Source organism: Allochromatium tepidum (genome assembly GCF_018409545.1).
In the GTDB taxonomy this organism is placed as follows: Bacteria; Pseudomonadota; Gammaproteobacteria; order Chromatiales; family Chromatiaceae; genus Thermochromatium; species Thermochromatium tepidum_A.
On the sequence record NZ_AP024563.1, the window covers coordinates 1,490,850 to 1,509,638 of the forward strand.

The 18,789-nt window shown below is 64.1% G+C and carries 21 protein-coding genes; 14 read left to right on the forward strand and 7 right to left on the reverse strand.

Annotation, left to right across the window (positions count from 1 at the left end):
• Nucleotides 1-8: 8 nt before the first annotated feature.
• Nucleotides 9-416: a hypothetical protein gene (locus Atep_RS07220; protein WP_213381157.1), complete on the reverse strand. Its 408-nt coding sequence runs from the start codon at nt 414-416 to the stop codon at nt 9-11.
• Nucleotides 417-506: 90 nt separating this feature from the next.
• Here Atep_RS07220 and Atep_RS07225 point away from each other — a divergent pair, with 90 nt between their 5' ends.
• From Atep_RS07225 to Atep_RS07255, 7 genes are all read left to right on the forward strand, one after another.
• Complete coding sequence (locus Atep_RS07225; protein ID WP_236786597.1) at nt 507-971, forward strand: ankyrin repeat domain-containing protein; 465 nt, start codon at nt 507-509, stop codon at nt 969-971.
• Nucleotides 972-1,004: 33 nt separating this feature from the next.
• Nucleotides 1,005-1,298 (forward strand): hypothetical protein, encoded by a 294-nt coding sequence (locus Atep_RS07230; protein ID WP_200156292.1) that lies wholly within the window; start codon nt 1,005-1,007, stop codon nt 1,296-1,298.
• Between the two features lie 45 nt (nt 1,299-1,343).
• A complete protein-coding gene (locus Atep_RS07235) occupies nt 1,344-2,087 on the forward strand; it encodes a UDP-2,3-diacylglucosamine diphosphatase (RefSeq protein WP_213381160.1) in 744 nt (247 codons plus the stop codon).
• Between the two features lie 56 nt (nt 2,088-2,143).
• A complete protein-coding gene (locus Atep_RS07240) occupies nt 2,144-2,695 on the forward strand; it encodes a DUF2760 domain-containing protein (RefSeq protein WP_213381161.1) in 552 nt (183 codons plus the stop codon).
• Nucleotides 2,692-4,536 (forward strand): Hsp70 family protein, encoded by a 1,845-nt coding sequence (locus Atep_RS07245; RefSeq protein WP_213381164.1) that lies wholly within the window; start codon nt 2,692-2,694, stop codon nt 4,534-4,536. The genes Atep_RS07240 and Atep_RS07245 overlap by 4 nt, the downstream gene beginning before the upstream one ends.
• 127 nt (nt 4,537-4,663) lie before the next feature.
• Nucleotides 4,664-6,823: a glycogen synthase GlgA gene (gene glgA / locus Atep_RS07250; protein ID WP_236786601.1), complete on the forward strand. Its 2,160-nt coding sequence runs from the start codon at nt 4,664-4,666 to the stop codon at nt 6,821-6,823.
• A 158-nt stretch (nt 6,824-6,981) separates the two neighbouring features.
• Nucleotides 6,982-8,250: an alpha-amylase family glycosyl hydrolase gene (locus Atep_RS07255; RefSeq protein WP_213381166.1), complete on the forward strand. Its 1,269-nt coding sequence runs from the start codon at nt 6,982-6,984 to the stop codon at nt 8,248-8,250.
• Nucleotides 8,251-8,270: 20 nt separating this feature from the next.
• Here the strand turns inward: Atep_RS07255 and Atep_RS07260 are convergent, their stop codons facing one another.
• Nucleotides 8,271-8,525 (reverse strand): type II toxin-antitoxin system RelE family toxin, encoded by a 255-nt coding sequence (locus Atep_RS07260; protein WP_213381168.1) that lies wholly within the window; start codon nt 8,523-8,525, stop codon nt 8,271-8,273.
• Nucleotides 8,522-8,782 (reverse strand): type II toxin-antitoxin system Phd/YefM family antitoxin, encoded by a 261-nt coding sequence (locus tag Atep_RS07265; RefSeq protein ID WP_213381170.1) that lies wholly within the window; start codon nt 8,780-8,782, stop codon nt 8,522-8,524. The genes Atep_RS07260 and Atep_RS07265 overlap by 4 nt, the downstream gene beginning before the upstream one ends.
• Before the next feature lie 187 nt (nt 8,783-8,969).
• Between Atep_RS07265 and Atep_RS07270 the strand changes: the two genes are divergently transcribed.
• A complete protein-coding gene (locus tag Atep_RS07270; protein ID WP_213381172.1) occupies nt 8,970-9,662 on the forward strand; it encodes a L,D-transpeptidase in 693 nt (230 codons plus the stop codon).
• A gap of 15 nt (nt 9,663-9,677) precedes the next feature.
• Here the strand turns inward: Atep_RS07270 and Atep_RS07275 are convergent, their stop codons facing one another.
• Together Atep_RS07275 and Atep_RS07280 are read right to left on the reverse strand one after the other, a co-directional pair.
• Nucleotides 9,678-11,096: a PhoH family protein gene (locus Atep_RS07275; protein WP_213381176.1), complete on the reverse strand. Its 1,419-nt coding sequence runs from the start codon at nt 11,094-11,096 to the stop codon at nt 9,678-9,680.
• 59 nt (nt 11,097-11,155) lie between these two features.
• Complete coding sequence (locus tag Atep_RS07280; protein WP_213381179.1) at nt 11,156-11,695, reverse strand: glycine cleavage system transcriptional repressor; 540 nt, start codon at nt 11,693-11,695, stop codon at nt 11,156-11,158.
• A gap of 134 nt (nt 11,696-11,829) precedes the next feature.
• Here Atep_RS07280 and Atep_RS07285 point away from each other — a divergent pair, with 134 nt between their 5' ends.
• Nucleotides 11,830-12,411, forward strand: coding sequence for a hypothetical protein (locus tag Atep_RS07285; protein WP_213381181.1), 582 nt, complete (start codon nt 11,830-11,832; stop codon nt 12,409-12,411).
• Between the two features lie 88 nt (nt 12,412-12,499).
• On the opposite strand, the gene Atep_RS07290 is transcribed toward Atep_RS07285, so the two are convergent.
• Entirely contained in the window at nt 12,500-12,703 is a 204-nt protein-coding gene (locus tag Atep_RS07290; protein ID WP_213381183.1) for a YgaP family membrane protein, read from the reverse strand.
• Between the two features lie 175 nt (nt 12,704-12,878).
• Nucleotides 12,879-13,364: a cyclic nucleotide-binding domain-containing protein gene (locus tag Atep_RS07295; RefSeq protein ID WP_213381184.1), complete on the reverse strand. Its 486-nt coding sequence runs from the start codon at nt 13,362-13,364 to the stop codon at nt 12,879-12,881.
• A 214-nt stretch (nt 13,365-13,578) separates the two neighbouring features.
• On the opposite strand from Atep_RS07295, the gene rpsF reads away from it, so the two are divergent.
• From rpsF to dnaB, 5 genes are all read left to right on the forward strand, one after another.
• Nucleotides 13,579-13,974, forward strand: coding sequence for a 30S ribosomal protein S6 (rpsF, locus tag Atep_RS07300; protein ID WP_213381186.1), 396 nt, complete (start codon nt 13,579-13,581; stop codon nt 13,972-13,974).
• Nucleotides 13,975-14,016: 42 nt separating this feature from the next.
• Nucleotides 14,017-14,241: a 30S ribosomal protein S18 gene (gene rpsR / locus Atep_RS07305; RefSeq protein ID WP_012971196.1), complete on the forward strand. Its 225-nt coding sequence runs from the start codon at nt 14,017-14,019 to the stop codon at nt 14,239-14,241.
• A gap of 92 nt (nt 14,242-14,333) precedes the next feature.
• Nucleotides 14,334-15,245: a hypothetical protein gene (locus Atep_RS07310; protein WP_213381187.1), complete on the forward strand. Its 912-nt coding sequence runs from the start codon at nt 14,334-14,336 to the stop codon at nt 15,243-15,245.
• Between the two features lie 47 nt (nt 15,246-15,292).
• Nucleotides 15,293-15,742 carry a 50S ribosomal protein L9 gene (gene rplI, locus Atep_RS07315; RefSeq protein ID WP_213381188.1) on the forward strand — a complete coding sequence of 150 codons (450 nt, stop codon included), beginning with the start codon at nt 15,293-15,295 and terminating at the stop codon, nt 15,740-15,742.
• Between the two features lie 110 nt (nt 15,743-15,852).
• Nucleotides 15,853-18,738, forward strand: a complete 2,886-nt coding sequence (dnaB, locus tag Atep_RS07320) for a replicative DNA helicase (RefSeq protein ID WP_473697695.1) — start codon at nt 15,853-15,855, stop codon at nt 18,736-18,738.
• Nucleotides 18,739-18,789: the final 51 nt, after the last annotated feature.

Here is an 18,789-nt window from a genome sequence, read left to right on the forward strand (position 1 = left end):
GCAACGACCTATTGCGACGGCTCACGACTGGGGTCGAGTGCCGGTTCAGCCGGCAGGATGATCATCCGCTCCACATCGGCGAGCCGGATGGTGCGTCCGTCGAGCGTCTGGAACTGTCGCCCCTCGATCGAGCCGCGTCTGGACTCGTAGAGCGTGATCCGGCCGCTATCGGCATTGATGACCTGGACTTGCACGACTTCCTGATCCTCGAACCAGCGCTGGGCCAGATAGAGCGCGCTGCCCACGGCCATGATGGCGATCAGGAGCGAGGCGGCCAGACGCATCGTCCGCCAGGAGGAATCCGACTGTTGTGGCCGATCCAATCCGGGCACGGCGCGATTGGCCCGCCAACGCGCCCGCAGCACGCCATAGGCGCCGAGTAGAACGGCCAGGGTGAGGAGCAGTTTTCCGATCATGCGTGAACTCTACCATACCCCGGTGGTTTTCACGCCGGACGCGGTTTAAGATCCCGAGCATCGATTGGATCCGCCGCGTCGTTCGCCGTCATGTCCCGTCCAGTGCTCGTGCTCTTCTGTCTGTCCGTATCTCTGCTCGTCGCCTGTAGCGAGCCGGCGCGCCCGACCCTGAATCTCCATCGGGCCGTCGCTATCGGCGACCTGGATCAGGTCAAGCGTCATGTCTATTGGAACACGGATGTCGACCAGCCGGACGCCCACGGCGATTATCCGCTGCATGTGGCCGCGCGTCAGGGTAGCGTCAATATCACCCGCGCCCTGCTGGAGACGGGGGCCGATCCTTCCGTGCGCGACGCGACCGGCGCGACACCCTTGCAGACGGCACTGCTGACGGGCAAGACCCAGGTGGCCAAAGCCTTGATCGCGCATGGCGTGCCGCTGGAGCCTCAAGCCTTGCCGCTGGATCTGGCGCTCGCGCAGATCGGAGAACGGCGCGACGATCGAACCAAGATCGTCGATCTGCTGCGACGTAACGGCGCGCTCCAGGCCGATTGAACCCAAATACACTGAACACACAAGTAACACTGCATGGCCGAAAAGATCGAAGACCTGACCGTCACCTATGTCGAGGACGGAATCGAAACCGTCAAGGAGCTCGACAAGGTCGTTCTGTCGAAGGGAAGCTGGACCACCATCCTCTTCCGCTATCGCGAATGGGATCGCGCCAAGGAGGTCTATAGCCCGGACCGCTACACCATCCGGCGCTATCAGAAGCGCAACGGCGAGTATCGCCAGCAGTCCAAGTTCAACATTTCCAGCCGTGCTCAGGCCCAGGGGCTGATCGCCGCGCTGCAAGGCTGGCTGGATCTGCCGGAGGACTGATTGGCGGATCGTCCCGACGCTCCGACCGCTACGCCATCGCCTGCCATGTCCGTATCCAACGACGACGGCGAGTCGCTGTTCATCTCCGACCTGCATCTGACGCCCGATCAGCCGGCGACGCCGGACTGTTTTCTGCGTTTTCTCGCCGGACGGGCGCGCGCGGCGCGGCGGCTCTACATCCTGGGCGATCTGTTCGATGCCTGGATCGGCGATGACGACGACGCGCCCCTGCATCGGGCGGTGCGGTCCGCGTTGCGCGAGCTGACGGCGGCGGGTAGCGAGTGCGCCATCCTGCACGGCAATCGCGACTTCCTCATCGGTCGTGCCTTTCTGCGCGAGACCAAGTGCCGATTGCTGCCCGATCCCTGCCTGATCCGGATCGGCGGCGAACCGACCCTGTTGATGCACGGCGACCGGCTCTGCACCGATGATTTGGCCTATCAGCGTTTTCGGCGTCGGGTGCGCAATCCGCTGGTCAAGCGGCTCTTTCTCTGGAAATCGCTCGCAAGCCGTCGCGCCATCGCCGCCGACTACCGTCGTTGCAGCGCCGAGGCCAATTCGGCCAAGACCGCGACCATCATGGATGTCAACCAACAGGCTGTCGTCGAGACGTTGCGACGTCATGGCGCGGTGCGGCTGATCCATGGTCATACGCATCGTCCGGCCGATCATGTGCACGAGGTCGATGGACGCGCGGCCCGGCGTCTGGTGCTGGCCGAATGGCGCGATGGTGTGGGCGAGGCGCTGAGTCATTCGGCCCTGGGCTGGCGGCGTTTGGTCATTGAATAATCGGCTCGCCCACTGTTGAATTCCTGTTCATCCGTATCCGTATCGAGGAACCTCCCATGTCATCATCGGCGCCGTCCTTTTTTCGACGGGTCTCCATCGCATTCGGCAGTCTGCGTCGCGCGCTGAAAGATCCTGAGTTCGCGCGTTCGGTCGCCGCACTCGCCGGCTCGACCCCGGTCCACCCGGCCGCGCATCCAGCCATGCCCGCCACAGTGCCGCTCGGCGAGGCCGCTCCCGATTCGGCCCTGCTGCTGCTCGGCCTGTTACAGAAAGAAGGCCGCTTGGTCGACTTCCTGCAGGAGGAGATCCAGGGCTATTCGGATGAAGAGATCGGGCGCGGGGCGCGCGTGGTGCATCAGGGCTGCCGCAAGGTACTGCGCGACTATCTGAGCCTCGCTCCGGTGCGCGACGAACCCGAGGGCAGTCGCGTGACCCTGGAGCCTGGATTCGACGCCGCCGCCATCCGTCCGACCGGCAATCTGGTCGGCGAGCCGCCCTTCAGCGGCACGCTCGCCCATCGCGGCTGGCGCGTGACCGAGACCCGCCTGCCCAAGCTCACCAGCGGCCATGATCCGCGCATCATCGCGGCGGCGGAGGTGGAGCTGTGAGCGGTTCGCGTTATGCCGTCGGCATCGATCTGGGCACCACCCATTGCGCCCTGTCCTGGGTCGACTCCGAGCGCAGTGAGGGCGAACGCATCGTCCAGGACATGCTGCCGATCCCGCAACTGGTCTCGCCCGGCGCGGTCGAGTCGCGCCCGCTGCTGCCGTCCTTTCTCTATCTGCCGCACGCCGATGAGTTCCGGCCCGGTGATCTGGGCCTGCCCTGGCAGTCCGACCCGACCCGGATCGTCGGCGAGCTGGCGCGCAACCAGGGCGTGATGACCCCCATTCGGCTGGTCTCCAGCGCCAAGAGCTGGCTCTGCCATCCCGACATCGACCGTCAGGCGCCGATCCTGCCGCCCGGCGTGCCCGACGAGATCCCGCAGATCTCGCCCTTCGACGCGACCATTCATTACCTGGCCCATCTGCGCAATGCCTGGAACGGCGCGCATCCCTATGAGCCGCTCGACCGGCTGGAAGTCACGGTCACGGTGCCGGCGTCTTTCGATCCGGCCGCGCGCGAGCTGACCGCCGAGGCGGCCAAGGCGATCGGCATCAAGCATCTGGTGCTGCTGGAAGAGCCGCAGGCCGCACTCTATAGCTGGGTCAACGACAGCCGGGGCGAATGGCGTCGACAGGTCCAGGTCGGCGACATCATCCTGGTGGTCGACGTCGGCGGCGGCACTACGGATCTGTCGCTGATCGCCGTCACCGAGCACGAGGGCGCACTCGAACTCAACCGGGTCGCGGTCGGCGAGCACATCCTGCTCGGCGGCGACAACATGGATCTGGCGCTGGCCTATGGGCTGCGTCACAAGCTCGCTCAAGGCGGTGTGGAACTGGATCGCTGGCAGTTGCAGGCGCTTACCCATGCCTGCCGTCAGGCCAAGGAGTCGCTGCTGGCCGATGCCGAGCTGGAGCGCGTGCCCGTGGTGGTGCCGAGCCGTGGGTCGAAGCTGATCGGCGGCAGCATCCGCACCGAGCTGACGCGCGACGAGGTTCGCACCAGTCTGATCGAAGGCTTCTTCCCGGCGGTCGAGTCGAGCAGCCGTCCGGCGACCCGCTCGCGCGGTGCTCTGACCAAGGTCGGTCTGCCCTATGCCCAGGATCCGGCCATCACCCGCCATCTGGCCGCCTTCCTCGGACGTCAGGCGGGCGCGACCCAGGATCTGGCGGGTTTCGTCGCGCAGTCTCCGGAGGCGAGCTTCCTGCGCCCGACGGCAGTGCTGTTCAACGGCGGCGTCTTCAAGGCCGGGCTGTTGCAGGAGCGGGTGATGGAGGTGCTCAACGGCTGGCTCGCCGCCGAGGACGCGCCGCCCGCGCGCCGGCTGGAGGCGCGCGACCTGGATCTGGCCGTGGCGCGGGGCGCGGCCTTCTATGCCCATGCGCGTCGGCATGGCGGGGTGCGCATCCGGGGCGGTACCTCGCACACCTACTATGTCGGGGTCGAGAGCGCCATGCCCGCCGTCCCCGGCATGGAGCCGGAAATCCAGGCGCTGTGTCTGGTGCCCTTCGGTCTGGAAGAAGGCTCGGAGCCGGTCGCGCCGCCGCAGGAATTCGGTCTGGTGGTCGGCGAGCCGGTGCGCTTCCGCTTCTTCGGCTCCAGCGTGCGGCGCGAGGATCAGGTCGGCGATCTGCTGGAGGAGTGGCACGAGGACGAGCTGGCCGAACTCGACGAGATCCAGACCACGCTCAACGCCGAGGACCGCAAAAAGGGCGAGGTGGTCGCGGTGCGGCTCCAGGCGTCCGTGACCGAGGTCGGTACCCTGGAACTGACCGCCATCCCGGTCGATGGCGGCGATGAGCGCTGGAACGTCGCTTTCAACACGCGCGGTCAGCGGGCCTGAAGCCCGGAGCAACGGATCCGTTCGGCGGTCGATCCATGCCCACGATCCGCGCCCCATCGAGCCGACAATTCACGATCCTGGCCGGCCCTTCATGGCAGAATGGGCCGATCCACATTCGTGTCAATCCATGACCGACCAAGCCGTAGGAATCGAGCGCATGGCCAAGAAGACCACCGGCAACCCAAAGTCGCAGACCACGAGCACCGCCAAGACCAAGACGACGGGCAAGAAGACGCCCGAACCCACGCCGACCGAAACGGTCGTCAGTGCCGTCCGGCCGTCACCGCATACCGCCCAAGCCGATGCGTCCAAGCCGCCGGTCATCAAGAAGACAGCGGCCCGCAAGGTTTCCAGGGTGTCCGACTCCAAGACGTCGCCCGCCGGTATGGCTGAAACAGCGGTTCAGGCGACGACACCGACTGCCGTGGAGACCCAGGGTGAACCGTCGTCCTTGCTGGAGACTCCAGATGCCGGTAGCTCGCTTCAGCCCGTTCAGGTCGTGACTGAAGTCCAGGCTCAATCAGTGACCATCGAACCCGAGCCGGAACAGGCGCCTGAACCGGCCCCTGAGCCGACCGCACCGTTCATAGTCGACGCCGCCGACAGACCAGCGGTCGGCGCGGAGAGCGAGTCCGAGCACATCACCAAGCCCGAGCCGCGTCCCTTCTCGGAACTCGGCCATGCACCCACGCATGAGCTCATGCCGGCGTTCGACTCGACGCCCGGTCCCGAATCCCACGCCGAGCACGACGAACCCTGGCACGCCACTGAGCCGCAGTGGGAACCGGCCGCGCCGCCGGTCTGGCGTCCGAGCCTGTTCATCGTCCATATCACCCCCGAGCTGGCGACCGTGGCCAAGGTCGGCGGACTGGCCGACGTGGTCTTCGGCCTGACCCGCGAGCTGGCCATTCGCGGTAATCATGTCGAGATCATCCTGCCCAAGTACGCCTCGATGCGTTACGACCAGATCTATGACTTGCAGGAGGTCTACAGGGATCTCTGGGTGCCCTGGTACGAAGGGGCCATTCACTGCACGGTCTTCTTCGGCTTCGTGCATGGGCGCAAGTGCTTCTTCATCGAGCCGCATTCTCAGGACAACTTCTTCAATCGTCACAGCATCTACGGCTTCCACGACGATGTGATGCGCTACGCCTTCTTCTCGCGCGCGGCGATCGAGTTCCTGTGGAAGGCCGGCAAGCATCCCGACATCATCCACTGCCACGACTGGCAGACGGCGCTGGTGCCCGTGCATCTGTTCGAGCAGTATCAGGCGCTCGGCATGACCCATCCGCGCGTCTGCACCACCATCCACAACTTCGCCCACCAGGGCATCACCGGCGCCGAGCTGCTGCGCGCCACCGGCCTGCACCGACCCGAGCACTTCCTCTCGCACACCAGGCTCGGCGACCCACGTCACCCCAACGCACTCAACCTGCTCAAGGGCGGCATCGTCTACTCCAACTTCGTCACCACCGTCTCGCCGCGCTATGCCTTCGAGACCAAGGATCAGGGGCAGGGCTTCGGTCTGGAGCCGGTGCTGCACACCCATCACATCAAGTACGGCGGCGTGGTCAACGGCATCGACTACGATGTCTGGAACCCCGAGATCGACCACCACATCCCGGTCCGGTACGGCATCGACAGCCTGGATCGCAAGTACGACAACAAGCGCGCCCTGCGTCATCGTCTGATGCTGGCCGACAACGAGAAGGCGATCGTCGCCTTCATCGGCCGGCTCGATCCGCAGAAGGGACTGGAGCTGGTGCGTCACGCCATCTTCAACACCCTGGAGCGCGGTGCGCAGTTCGTGCTGCTCGGCTCCAGCCCCGACGATCGGATCAACGCCGACTTCTGGGGTCTCAAGCGGATGCTCAACGATAGTCCCGATTGTCATCTGGAGATCGGCTTCGACGAGGATCTGTCGCATCTGATCTATGCCGGTGCCGACATGATGCTGGTGCCGAGCCGGTTCGAGCCCTGCGGCCTGACCCAGCTCATCTCGCTGCGTTACGGCACCATCCCGGTGGTGCGCGCCGTCGGCGGACTGGCCGACACCGTGTTCGACAAGGATCACTCCAACCGCCCGCTGCACGAGCGCAACGGCTATGTCTTCAACGACTACGACAATCGTGGTCTGGAGTCGGCGCTCGGACGCGCCATCGACTGCTACAACGCCTTCCCCGAGCACTTCCGCGAGCTGATGAAGAACGCCATGCGCTGCGATTACTCCTGGAACCGGCCCGGTCAGGACTATCTCAACATCTACGACTACATCCGCGATGCTTGAAACGCCTTCAGTTCGAGAGATCGGATTTTCTGGTCACGAAGCTCCAGCTTCTCGTGACCTCGGTTCTTCGAAAACGGGAAGCCGAGCTTCCTCTCGCGGGTGACGAAGCCGGAGCTTCGTCACCAGAACATTCGAATGGGCGTTTCGCGGGTGGCCGTATGAAGATCTACAATGTATTTCCGCGGCTCGTGGGCCGCTTCGCTGAGTGGACGCCGCATCTGGAGCGGGCGGCGGCCATGGGCTTCGACTGGGTGTTCGTCAACCCGATCCAGAAGACCGGGCGCTCGGGCAGTCTCTATTCGGTCGCCGACTATTTCGCCGTCAACCCGGATTTCGTCGACCGGCGCTCCAAGCTCGACGCCGATGCCCAGGTGCGCGCCATGATCGCCGAGGCCGAACGGCTGGGCATGTCGGTGATGATCGATCTGGTCATCAACCACTGCGCGGTCGATTCGGCCCTGGTCAAAGAACATCCCGAGTGGTTCGTGCGCGAGGGCGGCAGGATCGCCAACCCCTTCTGTGTCGAGGCCGACGGCACCAAGGTCGTCTGGTACGATCTGGCGCAGTTCGATCATGAGCATTCGTCGGACCGCAAGGGGCTGGAGGATTTCCTGCACCGCGTCATCGCCCATCTGGCCGATCTCGGGTTCAAGGGGTTTCGCTGTGACGCGGCCTATCAGCTCCCGACCGAGCTTTGGAAGCGCCTGATCACACGCGCGCGCAAGGCCGATCCGGATCTCGTCTTCGTCGCCGAGACGCTCGGCTGCTCGCCCGAGCAGACGCGCTCGACGGCGGGCGCCGGCTTCGATGCCATCTTCAACAGCTCCAAGTGGTGGGATTTCGAGGGGAGTTGGTTGCTGGAGCAATACGACCTGACGCGCCAGGTCGTGCCCTCGATCAGCTTCCCCGAGAGCCACGACACCGAGCGGCTGTTCCTGGAGTCGGGCCAGAATCCCAATGCCATGCGTCAGCGCTATCTGTTCGCCGCGCTGTTCTCGACCGGAGTCATGATCCCGATCGGCTTCGAATACGGCTTTACCTGCCGGCTCGACGTGGTCAACACCCAGCCGGATCAATGGGAAGGGATCAACGTCGATCTCACCCACGAGATCGCCCAGATCAACCGGATCAAGGATCGCTATCCGGTGTTCCAGAGCGAGGGGCCGATCGAGCGGATCGAATGCTCGAATCCGGCCATCCTGCTGCTGCACAAGTCGCACCCCAAGGGGCAAGGTGAGGCGCTGATCGCGCTCAACAAGGATCCCTGGAACCGTCAGTATCTCAGGGTCGAGAACCTCTACCACTACATCCGTTCACCCGGACCGCTGCGCGACGTCTCGCTGGAATGGGCGATGGATTTCCTGCCCACGCCCTTCGAGTTCGATCTGGCGCCGGGGATGGGGCGGGTACTCGTGACGGAGGTCTGAAATCAACGCAGGCGTTGCGTTCAGTCGCCGTAATGGGTGCGGGCGCGCAGCACCAAGATGACCAATTCATCGTCATGGATGCTATAGACGATGCGATCCTGGTAGCTCAGGCGCATCGAGTAATAGCCCTTGAGCGAACCAACCAGCGGCTTTCCCGAGTAGGGATCGACCGCCAGCCGGTTGCGAACGATGTCCTTGAGTTTATCGCGCAGTTTCGGCGTCAGATTGTCGATGTCTTTTTCGGCCTGCCGGGTGAAACGGACCCGGTAGCTCATTGCGGCTCCCCAAAAATGTCCTCGAAAGAGCGTGTCTCGCCGCCAGCCACCTCCTGGCGCGCCCGCTCGAAAGTCTCCCGGAAGCCAGGCGCCGACAGCAGATCCAGTGTTTCGATGAGGCTCTCGTATTCAGCCTCGGACATCAGTACGGCATCGCCCTGTCGATGTCGGATGTGATAGATCTCATGGCGCTCATTCGTACCGCGCAAGAGATCAAATAGGCTTTTGCGGGCATCGGTTGCGGTGAGGGTCGTCATAGACGTCGAAGATGTACAAATTTTGGTACCAAAAGGCTAGATGGCACAGCGATCTGCGTCAAGCTGTGTCTGGCTTTCGGGTGAGGGTAGGGCGGTTAAAGCGTGCTTCGACTTTTTTGAACAGACTGTCTATGCTCTCTCTAGAGACCCGTCGATCCCGGCGGGGCGAGCGGAGAGCCTTGACGCCATGTCTGCACCGTCCATGCACCTCCTGTCATTCCTCGCGGCCCTGTCACTCGTCGGCTGCGCCCATACACCCAACGAAATGCTCTCGGAGCCGGAACCGCGTGAGACGGATTGGCGAATCCGTGACTATGAGGCTGGAGCGTCCGCCGACATGGACCTGGGGTTCATCGCCCTGCCGGTGACGACGAGCGCGCCGAGTGAAGCCGAGCCGGCCGATACCGAGACGGCGCCGGCCAAGCAGGCTGAACCTGTCGCCTCCGAACCGCCGCCGGCGCCGACCGAACCCGCGACGGATACATCGACCGCAGGCGTCGACACCAACAATGGCATCAACACCGCCAAACGCCGCTCGCTGACGATCTCGCTCGGGGATCAGGCCTTCGAATACAAGGAAGACGGGGCCGTGGTCCGTTCCGGTCCCATTTCGTCGGGCAAGCCGGGTAATCCGACACCGACCGGTCGCTTCAAGGTGCTCAGCAAGGACGAGCACAAGGTCTCGTCGCGCTACACCAATCAACTCGGGATGCAGGCCTGGATGCCGTATTCGATCCAGTTCTACGGCCATTATTTCCTGCATGAAGGCTGGCTCCCCGGCTACCCGGACTCGCATGGCTGTGTCCGGGTCGGGGAGAAGGACGCGCGCTTTCTGTTCGAGCGGCTCAGGATCGGTGATCCGGTCCTGGTCGTGAACTAGCGGCGACCGGACGCCTCACAGTTCCTGCGAGGCGAAATCGGCCAGACGTGAGCGCTCGCCGCGCATGAGCGTGATGTGCCCGCTGTGGGGCCAGTGCTTGAAGCGATCGACCACATAGGTCAGGCCGGAGGTGGTCTCGGTCAGATAGGGTGTGTCGATCTGGCCGATGTTGCCGAGACAGACGAACTTGGTGCCTGGACCCGCGCGGGTGATGAGCGTCTTCATCTGCTTGGCGGTGAGGTTCTGGGCCTCGTCGAGGATGATGTATTTGTTGAGGAAGGTGCGCCCGCGCATGAAGTTGAGCGAAGAGATGCGGATACGGTTGCGCACCAGATCCTGACTCACCGCGCGCCCCCAGTCGCCGCCGCTCTCGGGTCGGGTCAGCACTTCCAGGTTGTCCATGAGTGCGCCCATCCAGGGCGTCATCTTCTCTTCCTCGGTGCCGGGCAGGAAACCGATATCCTCGCCGACCGGAACCGTGACGCGGGTCATGATGATCTCGCGATAGAGATTGCGCTCCAGCACCTGGACCAGTCCGGCGGCGAGCGCCAGCAGCGTCTTGCCGGTGCCGGCCGTACCCAGCAGGGTGACGAAGTCCAGCTCGGGGTTCATCAGCATGTTGAGCGCGAAGTTCTGCTCGCGGTTGCGCGCGTTGATGCCCCAGACGTTGTGACGCGGCAGACGGTAGTCCTCGACCAGCTCGACGATGGCCTCGTTGAGGCTCGGCTTGTCGCGCACCATGGCCTCGAACTCGCCGTCTTCGCCGAAAGCGAGGCACTGCGCCGGATACCAGTCGGCGATGTCCGGGCCGGAGATGCGGTAGAAGGTGCGACCCTGTTCCTTCCAGGCGTCGACCGATTTTTCGTGCCGCTCCCAGAAGTCGTCGTCGAGCACTTCCAGCCCGGTATAGAGCAGGTTGGCGTCGTCGAGCACCTGGTCGTTGGAATAGTCCTCGGCCTGGAGGCCGAGCACGGCGGCCTTGATGCGCAGGTTGATGTCCTTGGAGACGATGATGACCTGGCGTTCGGGATGCTTCTCGCGCAAGGCCAGGGCGGTCCCGAGGATGGTGTTGTCGGGCGTGGCGCCGGGCAACGACTCGGGCAGGCGGATGTCGAGCGGCTCGGTCTGGAAGAACAGCCGGCCGCCGGCCGGTTGCGTGATGCCGCCTCCCACCGAGTCCGGGGCGAGCGGCAGGCCGGCGTCGATCTCGGCTTTGTCGGCGTCGCACATGAGCTGATCGAGGAAACGGCTGACCTGACGCACGTTGCGCGCGACTTCCGACAGTCCCTTCTTGGTGCGGTCGAGCTCTTCCAGCACCACCATCGGGATGAAGACGTCGTGCTCCTGGAAGCGGAACAGCGAGGTCGGATCGTGCATCAGGACGTTGGTGTCGAGCACGAACAGACAGGGCTTGTCGTTTTCGCGTTTGATCATCGTGTTCCGCCTTCCGGTCCGGATCGGGAGTGGGGGAGGGCGCCCGCGCGGCGTGCGGATCAGCCCTTGAGCGGTTCGAGCACGGCGTCGAGATTGAGCGCGTCGCAGTAGTCCATGAAATCCTCGCGCAGTGCCGCTATATGTAGATCGGCCGGGATGCCGACCGTCATGTGCACCGCGAACATGGGCGTGCCCGTGTGGGCGGCGGCATAGGTGCTGGTCGAGAGATCCTCGATGTTGATGTCGCGCTCGGCGAAGAATCCGGCGAGGTTGTTGACGATGCCGGGGTGGTCCATGGAGACCACGTCGATGGCATAGGGCAGCAGATTGCGTCCGGTGGCGCGCTCGCCGGTGCGTTTGCAGATGATGGTCATGCCGAGCTGGCGCTCCAGTTCGGGGAGCGCGTTCTCGATCTTGGCCAGGGTGTTCCACTTGCCCTCGACCAGGAGCATGGCCGCGAACTCGCCGCCGAGGACGGTCATGCGACTGTCCTCGATGTTGCAGCCCTGATCGAGGACGACCTTGGAGAGCTGGTTGACGATGCCCGGGTGGTCTTCACCCAGCGCCGAGATCACGAGGTAGGTCTTCTGCCTGGTCATATCCGTGCCGATTGGTCGGGGATTAGTGAAAATGGGTCGGGTCGAACCGGTTCAAGTCTAGCATGGCCCGGCTGGGGGCCATATCAGAGCACATCGGTAGACTTTAAGTCGCACACGCGCGAGGAAAACACACAGTGATTCTGAAGATCATCATCGACGATCGAACCCACGATATCAACGTCCCGGACGCGCTCCCGGCCGATGCGCGTGACTACTTCGACCAGATCGACCGAGACATGGACAGCGGTTGGCGGATGGGGCGTGATTGGGTCGAAGCGCCCGATCGGATCCAACGCGCCCAGATCGTCGCCGATCGGCTACTGACGGCGATCGAGACCGACAACCCCAAGCTCGGAACCCTCATGGCCGGCTATCTCCTGGACCGATTGCCGGGGGTGGAAGCGGTTGAGCCGGACATCCAGGGCGAGATCCAGAACACGCGCTTCGAGATGGTGCGCCCGACGGAGGCAATGGCCGCCTCACCCGCCATGTCCAAACCGGCCGGCGCGGGCCTCAGCAAACTGGAAGCGATGGAACAGGCCGGACGCGATGTGACCCAGGTCTTCAAGGTCGGACGCGGCTATCGATTCTCGGTCTTCGACCATGACACGGGCACCTGGATGGATGCACCTCTGGCGCCGACCGAGCAGGAGGCGGGACGCTTGCGTCAGGAGGTCTTCAGGGCGCGCTACGAGGCGCTTCAGGCGGGCGGATAGCGGAATCCGGGTCCGGGCCGTGGTTCCGGAACGGACGAATCGACCGCCGGCACATGGCCGGCGGCTTCCGAACGGACGCGCTCGGTTTTTACTTGTTGAGCGTGTCGAACTTGAAGAGCTTGTAGGCCGGGCAGAAGCTGACGGCGCCAGTGGCCAGCACGATCAGGCCGATGATGTCCAGCGCGACGCTGCCGGTCATCAGGCCGGCAAGGATCAGCACACCGGCGGCGGCCAAACGGATGTTGCGGTCCATGGGACCGACGTTCTTGGGCAGGTTCTGCAGCATGTTCATGCGTTCTTCACTCCTTAAGGGATTGGACGGATTCGAGATTTCTGACGACGATGGCGACGGGTGCAACCAGACGCGATTATAGCCACCTTCGCCCAGGGGCGTGATGACGATCCGCAGGCCGAACCCGTATCCATGTCGAGATGTTCAGACGCTCGATCACACTCAAACGTTCCGTTCAAAAGAGCGCGTGCGAACTGCTCACATACTTGGTCAGCTCGACATGCTGGGCATTCATACGGCGCAGGATGTCCTGACTGACCTTGACGATGTTCTGCATCACGCGATAGACGAGCCAGGGATGCTCGATCAGCAACGACTCGAAGGACTCGCGCTCGAAGCTACAGACCTGGGTGCGTCCGAGCGAGCGCAGTGTAGCCGTGTGCGGCTGACCGCTGATGAAGCCCATCTCGCCGGCCAGATCGCCGGTGCGCAGCACATGAATGGTGGTGTACTCCCCCTTGCCCAGGTCGCGCGTGACCGCGATCGCCCCTTCGGTGATCACGTGCAGGCTGTTGTCGATGTTGCCCTCCCGGATCAGGATCTCCTGATCGGCGAGCCGGCGGCAGTAGGCGATTCCATTCAGGGCCTCGACCTGTTCGTCGCTGAGATTGGCGCTCAGACTGGAACGACGCAGTGATTCGAAGTCTTGCACGGTGCCCATGTCGATGTCCCCCTATATTCTGAATTGCTAAATCTTAGACGGTCAGTTTGATTCAGGCCGGCCTTCGGGGCAAGCCGCAGAGCCCCCGAAATCGCGCAAAATCCTCGCTTTGACATCGGGCTGCTTTCCAGTATGATGCGCGATTCCCCGAATTCCGGGGTCTCCTTGCCTCACCGCGCCGTGCGGGAGGCTGTCCAATCCGTAAGGAGCCGCAATGCGACATTATGAAGTGGTTTTCCTGGTTCATCCGAGCCAGAGCGAGCAGGTGCCCGGCATGATCGAGCGCTACCGGGGTGGCCTGGAGAAGCGGGGCGGTGTGGTGCATCGCTGTGAGGACTGGGGGCGTCGTCCGCTCGCCTATCCGATCAACAAGATCCACAAGGCCCACTATGTGCTGATGAACGTCGAGTGCGATCAGGAAGCGATCGACGAGCTGGCCAATGCCTTCAGGTTCAACGACGTCGTGCTGCGCAATCTCATCATCCAGCGCGATGCGGCCGTCACCGAGGCCTCGCCGCTGGCCAAGGGCAGCGAGGAGCGCGAGCGTTCCGAGAGCTCGTACAACGACTCCGACAGCAACGACGACGACAACGACAACAGCGACGACTGAGCACCTGCCTCAGACGTGCGTCTCTGACTCCAGGAGAACACCATGTCACGCTTCTTCCGCCGCAAGCGCTACTGCCGCTTCACCGCCGAAGGCATCACCGAGATCGATTACAAGGATCTCAATCTGCTGAAGGCCTATATCAGCGAATCCGGCAAGATCGTCCCGAGCCGCATCACCGGCACCTCGGCCAAGTATCAGCGCCAGCTCGCACAGGCCATCAAGCGCGCCCGCTATCTGGCGCTGCTGCCCTACACCGACGGGCACTGAGCCGCGCGCCCGGCCGTGACGGTTGACCTCAGTTCACCGTCCGTCCGGTCCAGTCGCGATCGCGTGCGTCCGGTCAGCACTCCCATCAGCCGATGAAGCCGCTTGCGAACTTCGTCATGCGGGGCTACTCGCCGGCGACCCTGGTCGTCACGGTCGCGGGTCTCCTGTCGCTGCCGATCCCCTTCGTCGGCGTGATCAGCTCGGCGGCGGTCGGTCTGGTGACGCTGCGTCAGGGCGCACGTCCTGGGGCGATGCTGCTGGGCACCTCGACGCTGGCGAGCGGTCTCATCGCCTGGCCGGCGCTCGGGAATCCCTGGGTCGGACTCGGGATACTGGCCGTGCTCTGGGTGCCGATCTGGGGGCTGGCGGTCATTCTGCGCGCCACGCGCTCGCTGGACCTGACGGTCCGGCTCGCCGCCCTTGGCGGTCTGGTGATGGTCGTCGTCGTGCATCTGGCCGTGGGTGATCCCGCGCTCTACTGGCGCGAACTCATCGAGCCCCTGCATCAGTCGCTGCTGAAGGACGGTCTGATCCAGGCCGAGACCAGTCAGGTGCTCTTCGATCGCCTGGCCCGCCGGATGACCGGCGCCTTCGCCGCCGCCCTGGTGTTGCAGTATCTCGTCAGTCTGTTCGTGGCCCGTGCCTGGCAGGCCCAGCTCTACAATCCGGGCGGTTTCGGCGCCGAGTTCAAGGCGTTGCGCGTGGGGTCGCCGGTGGGCTGGCTATTCGTTCTGTTCCTGGCCTGGGGGCTGCTCGCCCAGGGGCCGGCCATGGATCTGGTGCCTGTGCTGGGTCTGCTGCTGCTCCTGCAAGGGTTGGCCGTGGTCCATCGTCTACGGGAACTGCGCAATGCCAATCAGGGCTGGCTGGTCGCGCTCTATGGGCTGTTGGTCTTTTTCATGCCGCAGATGGCGCTGTTGCTGATCGGTCTGGGTCTGATCGATCTCTGGGCCGACATCCGCGCCCGTGTCGAGCAACGTGTCTCCGGAACCGGGAAGTCCTAGCCCCCGGTGGCGGCATCCAAGATAAATTTGTCGAGAGGAATACACAAGTGGAAGTCATCCTGCTGAAGAACGTCACCAAGCTGGGCGTGCTCGGGGACAAGGTCAAGGTCCGTTCGGGCTATGGCCGCAACTATCTGATCCCCGGTGGTTTCGCCGTGTCGGCGACCGCCGAGAACCTGGAAGCCTTCGAGGCCCGTCGCGCCGAGCTGGAGCGCGCCGCCGCCGAGGCCCTGGCTGCCGCCGAGGCGCGCAAGGCCCAGTTCGAGGGTCTGAGCCTGACCATCGCGCGCAAGGCCGGTGACGAAGGCCGTCTGTTCGGCTCGGTCGGCGCCGCCGACATCGCGGAGGCCGCGCGCGAGGCCGGTCTGGAACTGAGCAAGTCCGAGGTGCGTCTGCCCGAGGGTCCGTTCCGTGCCGTCGGTGAGTACGAGGTCATGCTGCACCTGCACGCCGACGTCGATGCTCAGGTCAAGATCAATATCGTCCCCGGCAACTGAGCCACCGCTGCCTTAAACGTTCGGGGCGCATTCGGCCGTCCGGCCACACGCCCCTGTAGACGCGCCCGAAGGCGCGTCTCGTCTATTCGGACGCTGACGGGTCTGGTGCCATGTTCGAGTCAGAGACCGCCGAGTTGCCGGGCATGGCCACCGGCTTCGACGAACTGCGTGTCCCGCCATACAGCCTCAACGCCGAGCAGTCGCTGCTGGGCAGTCTGATGCTCGACAACAGCGCCTGGGATCGCGTCGCCGACATGGTCAGCGAGGGCGATTTCTATCGGCGCGAACATCGTCTGATCTTCGAGGCCATCACCAAGCTCGCCACCGTCGACCAGCCGTTCGACGTGGTCACGCTGGCCGACACACTGGAGAGCAGTCAGCGTTTGAACGACGTCGGCGGGTTGTCCTACCTGGGTACCCTGGTCAGCCAGACGCCGAGCGCGGCCAACATCCAGGCCTATGCCAAGATCGTGCGTCAGACCTCGGTGCGGCGCCAGATGATCGCCGCCGGCACGGCGATCGCCGACAGCGCCTACCATCCCGAAGGCCGCGAGGCCTCCGAGTTGCTCGACGAGGCCGAGCGGCGGGTCTTCGCCATCGCCGAGCAGGAGTCGCGCGGCGGCGGCGGTTTCCAGCCGATCCGCAGCCTGTTGACCCAGGCCGTCGAGCGCATCGATACGCTCTATCTGCGTGGTGAGTCGATCACGGGTCTGGCCACGGGGTTCGCCGACTTCGACGAGATGACCTCGGGGCTCCAGCCCTCGGATCTCATCATCGTGGCGGGGCGGCCGTCGATGGGCAAGTGCGTGGCCGCCGACACCGAGATCCTGCTCGACGATGGTCGGATCGCCACCATCGAAGACATCGTGCGCGCGCGTCAGGCGCGTTTGCTGACCCTGGGTGACGACTGGCGGTTCGGGTGGACGCAGCCGAGCGCCTTCGTCGATGACGGCCGCAAGCCGGTGTTTCGTGTCACCACCCGGCTGGGCCGCCGGATCGAGACCACGGCGCCCCATCCCTACCTGACGCCTGCCGGCTGGCGTCCGCTGTCCGAATTGCAGGTCGGTGAATCGATCGCCGTGCCGCGCCGTCTGCCGATCTTCGGTCGGGAGGCGATGCGTGATTGCGAGGTCAAGCTGCTCGGCTACTTGATCGGCGATGGCAGTCTGACCGGAACCCGACCGCTCTTCACCAATTCCGATCCTCGGGTTCGGGCGGATTTCAGTGCGGCTGCCGATGCCTTTGGCGGAGTGCGTGCGGCCGTCAAGCTGTTTCGGGACCGCACGGCTCAGGTCTCTGTTGCGTCCGACCAGTCACGTCTCGCCGAGCTTCGGCAGTGTTTTGCCGACGCGCTTTGCTCGGCTTGCGAGCGAATCGGGTTGTCGCAGCGGTCGCTCGCCCTGTCCATCGGTGCGAGTCCGGCCAGCGTCTGCAATTGGGCACATGGCCGCCGTCTGCCGAATCCCGCGATGTTTGCAGCGCTTGAGTCCGTATTTGGTGATGAACTGACGACCTGCTTACCCGACGGGCGGGAGAGTGCGGCAAAGAATGCGCCCAACGCCTTGACTCGCTGGCTGACGACGCTGGGACTCTGGGGCCATGATGCTCACGCCAAGTTCGTCCCGGCGCCTGTATTTTGTCTGCCCAAGGACCAGTTGGCGCTCTTCCTCAATCGACTCTTCACGACCGACGGCCGGGCGACTGTGTTGACGAGCGGACAACCTCAGCTCGGTTACGCGACGGTCAGCGAGCGCCTGAGTCGACAAATACAGCATCTACTCTTGCGCTTCGGCATCATCGCCAAGCGGCGACAGCGACGCATCCAGCGCCCGGAAGGGGAAAGTCTCATCTGGCAACTGGATATCACGGATGCCGAGTCGATCGAGATCTTCGCGCGTGAGATCGGAATCTTCGCGAAGGAATCCGCACTGAGCCGGGTTCTGGAGGCACTCCAGGGACGCCGACGCCAGACCAATTGCGATCTGATTCCACGCGCCTTTTGGGAGCGCATTGCGCGACTCAAGGGGGACGAGTCCTGGTCACATCTTGCGCAACGCGCCGGCCTTCGAGGGACGAGCAATATCCATGTCGGGCGTCGCGACCTGTCGCGGCCACGCCTTGCGGCCTTGGCTGAAGCCTTGGGAGATCGCTATTTGGCGGAAGCGGCCGCCGGCGACGTCTATTGGGACCGGATCGTCGCCATCGAGTCGATCGGTGAGCGGCAGGTCTATGATCTGACCATCCCCGAGACGCACAATTTCGTCGCCAACGACATCTGCGTGCACAACACCACCTTCGCGATGAATGTCGCCGAGAACATCGCCATCCAGTCCAAGCGCCCGGTGGCGGTCTTCAGTATGGAGATGCCCGGCGATTCGCTGGCCATGCGCATGATGTCCTCGCTGGGGCGGATCGATCAGCATCGGGTGCGCACCGGCAAGCTGGAGGACGACGAATGGCCGCGTCTGACCTCAGCGGTCAATCTGCTGTCGGAGACCTCGATCTTCATCGACGACACCCCGGCGCTCTCGCCGACCGAAGTGCGCGCGCGCGCGCGTCGCCTCAAGCGCGAGCAGGGTGATTTGGGGCTGATCGTGCTCGACTATCTTCAGCTCATGCAGGCGCCCGGCGCGGGCGAGAACCGCGCGACCGAAATCTCGGCCATCTCGCGCGCGCTCAAGGGATTGGCCAAGGAGCTGAGCGTCCCGGTCATCGCGCTCTCACAGCTCAACCGCAGTCTCGAACAGCGCCCCAACAAGCGTCCGGTGATGTCGGATCTTCGTGAATCGGGAGCGATCGAACAGGACGCAGACCTCATCGTCTTCATCTATCGCGATGAGGTCTACAACAAGGAAAGCAGCGACAAGGGCATCGCCGAGATCATCATCGGCAAGCAGCGCAACGGCCCGATCGGGACCGTGCGCCTGACCTTCCTCGGCAAATACACCAAGTTCGAGAACTACATCGGCAACTATTACGGCGAGGACGAGCACTGAGGTTCGGTGCCGAGCCGCCAATCGCCGGCACATCGATCCCCCAGTCGCCGG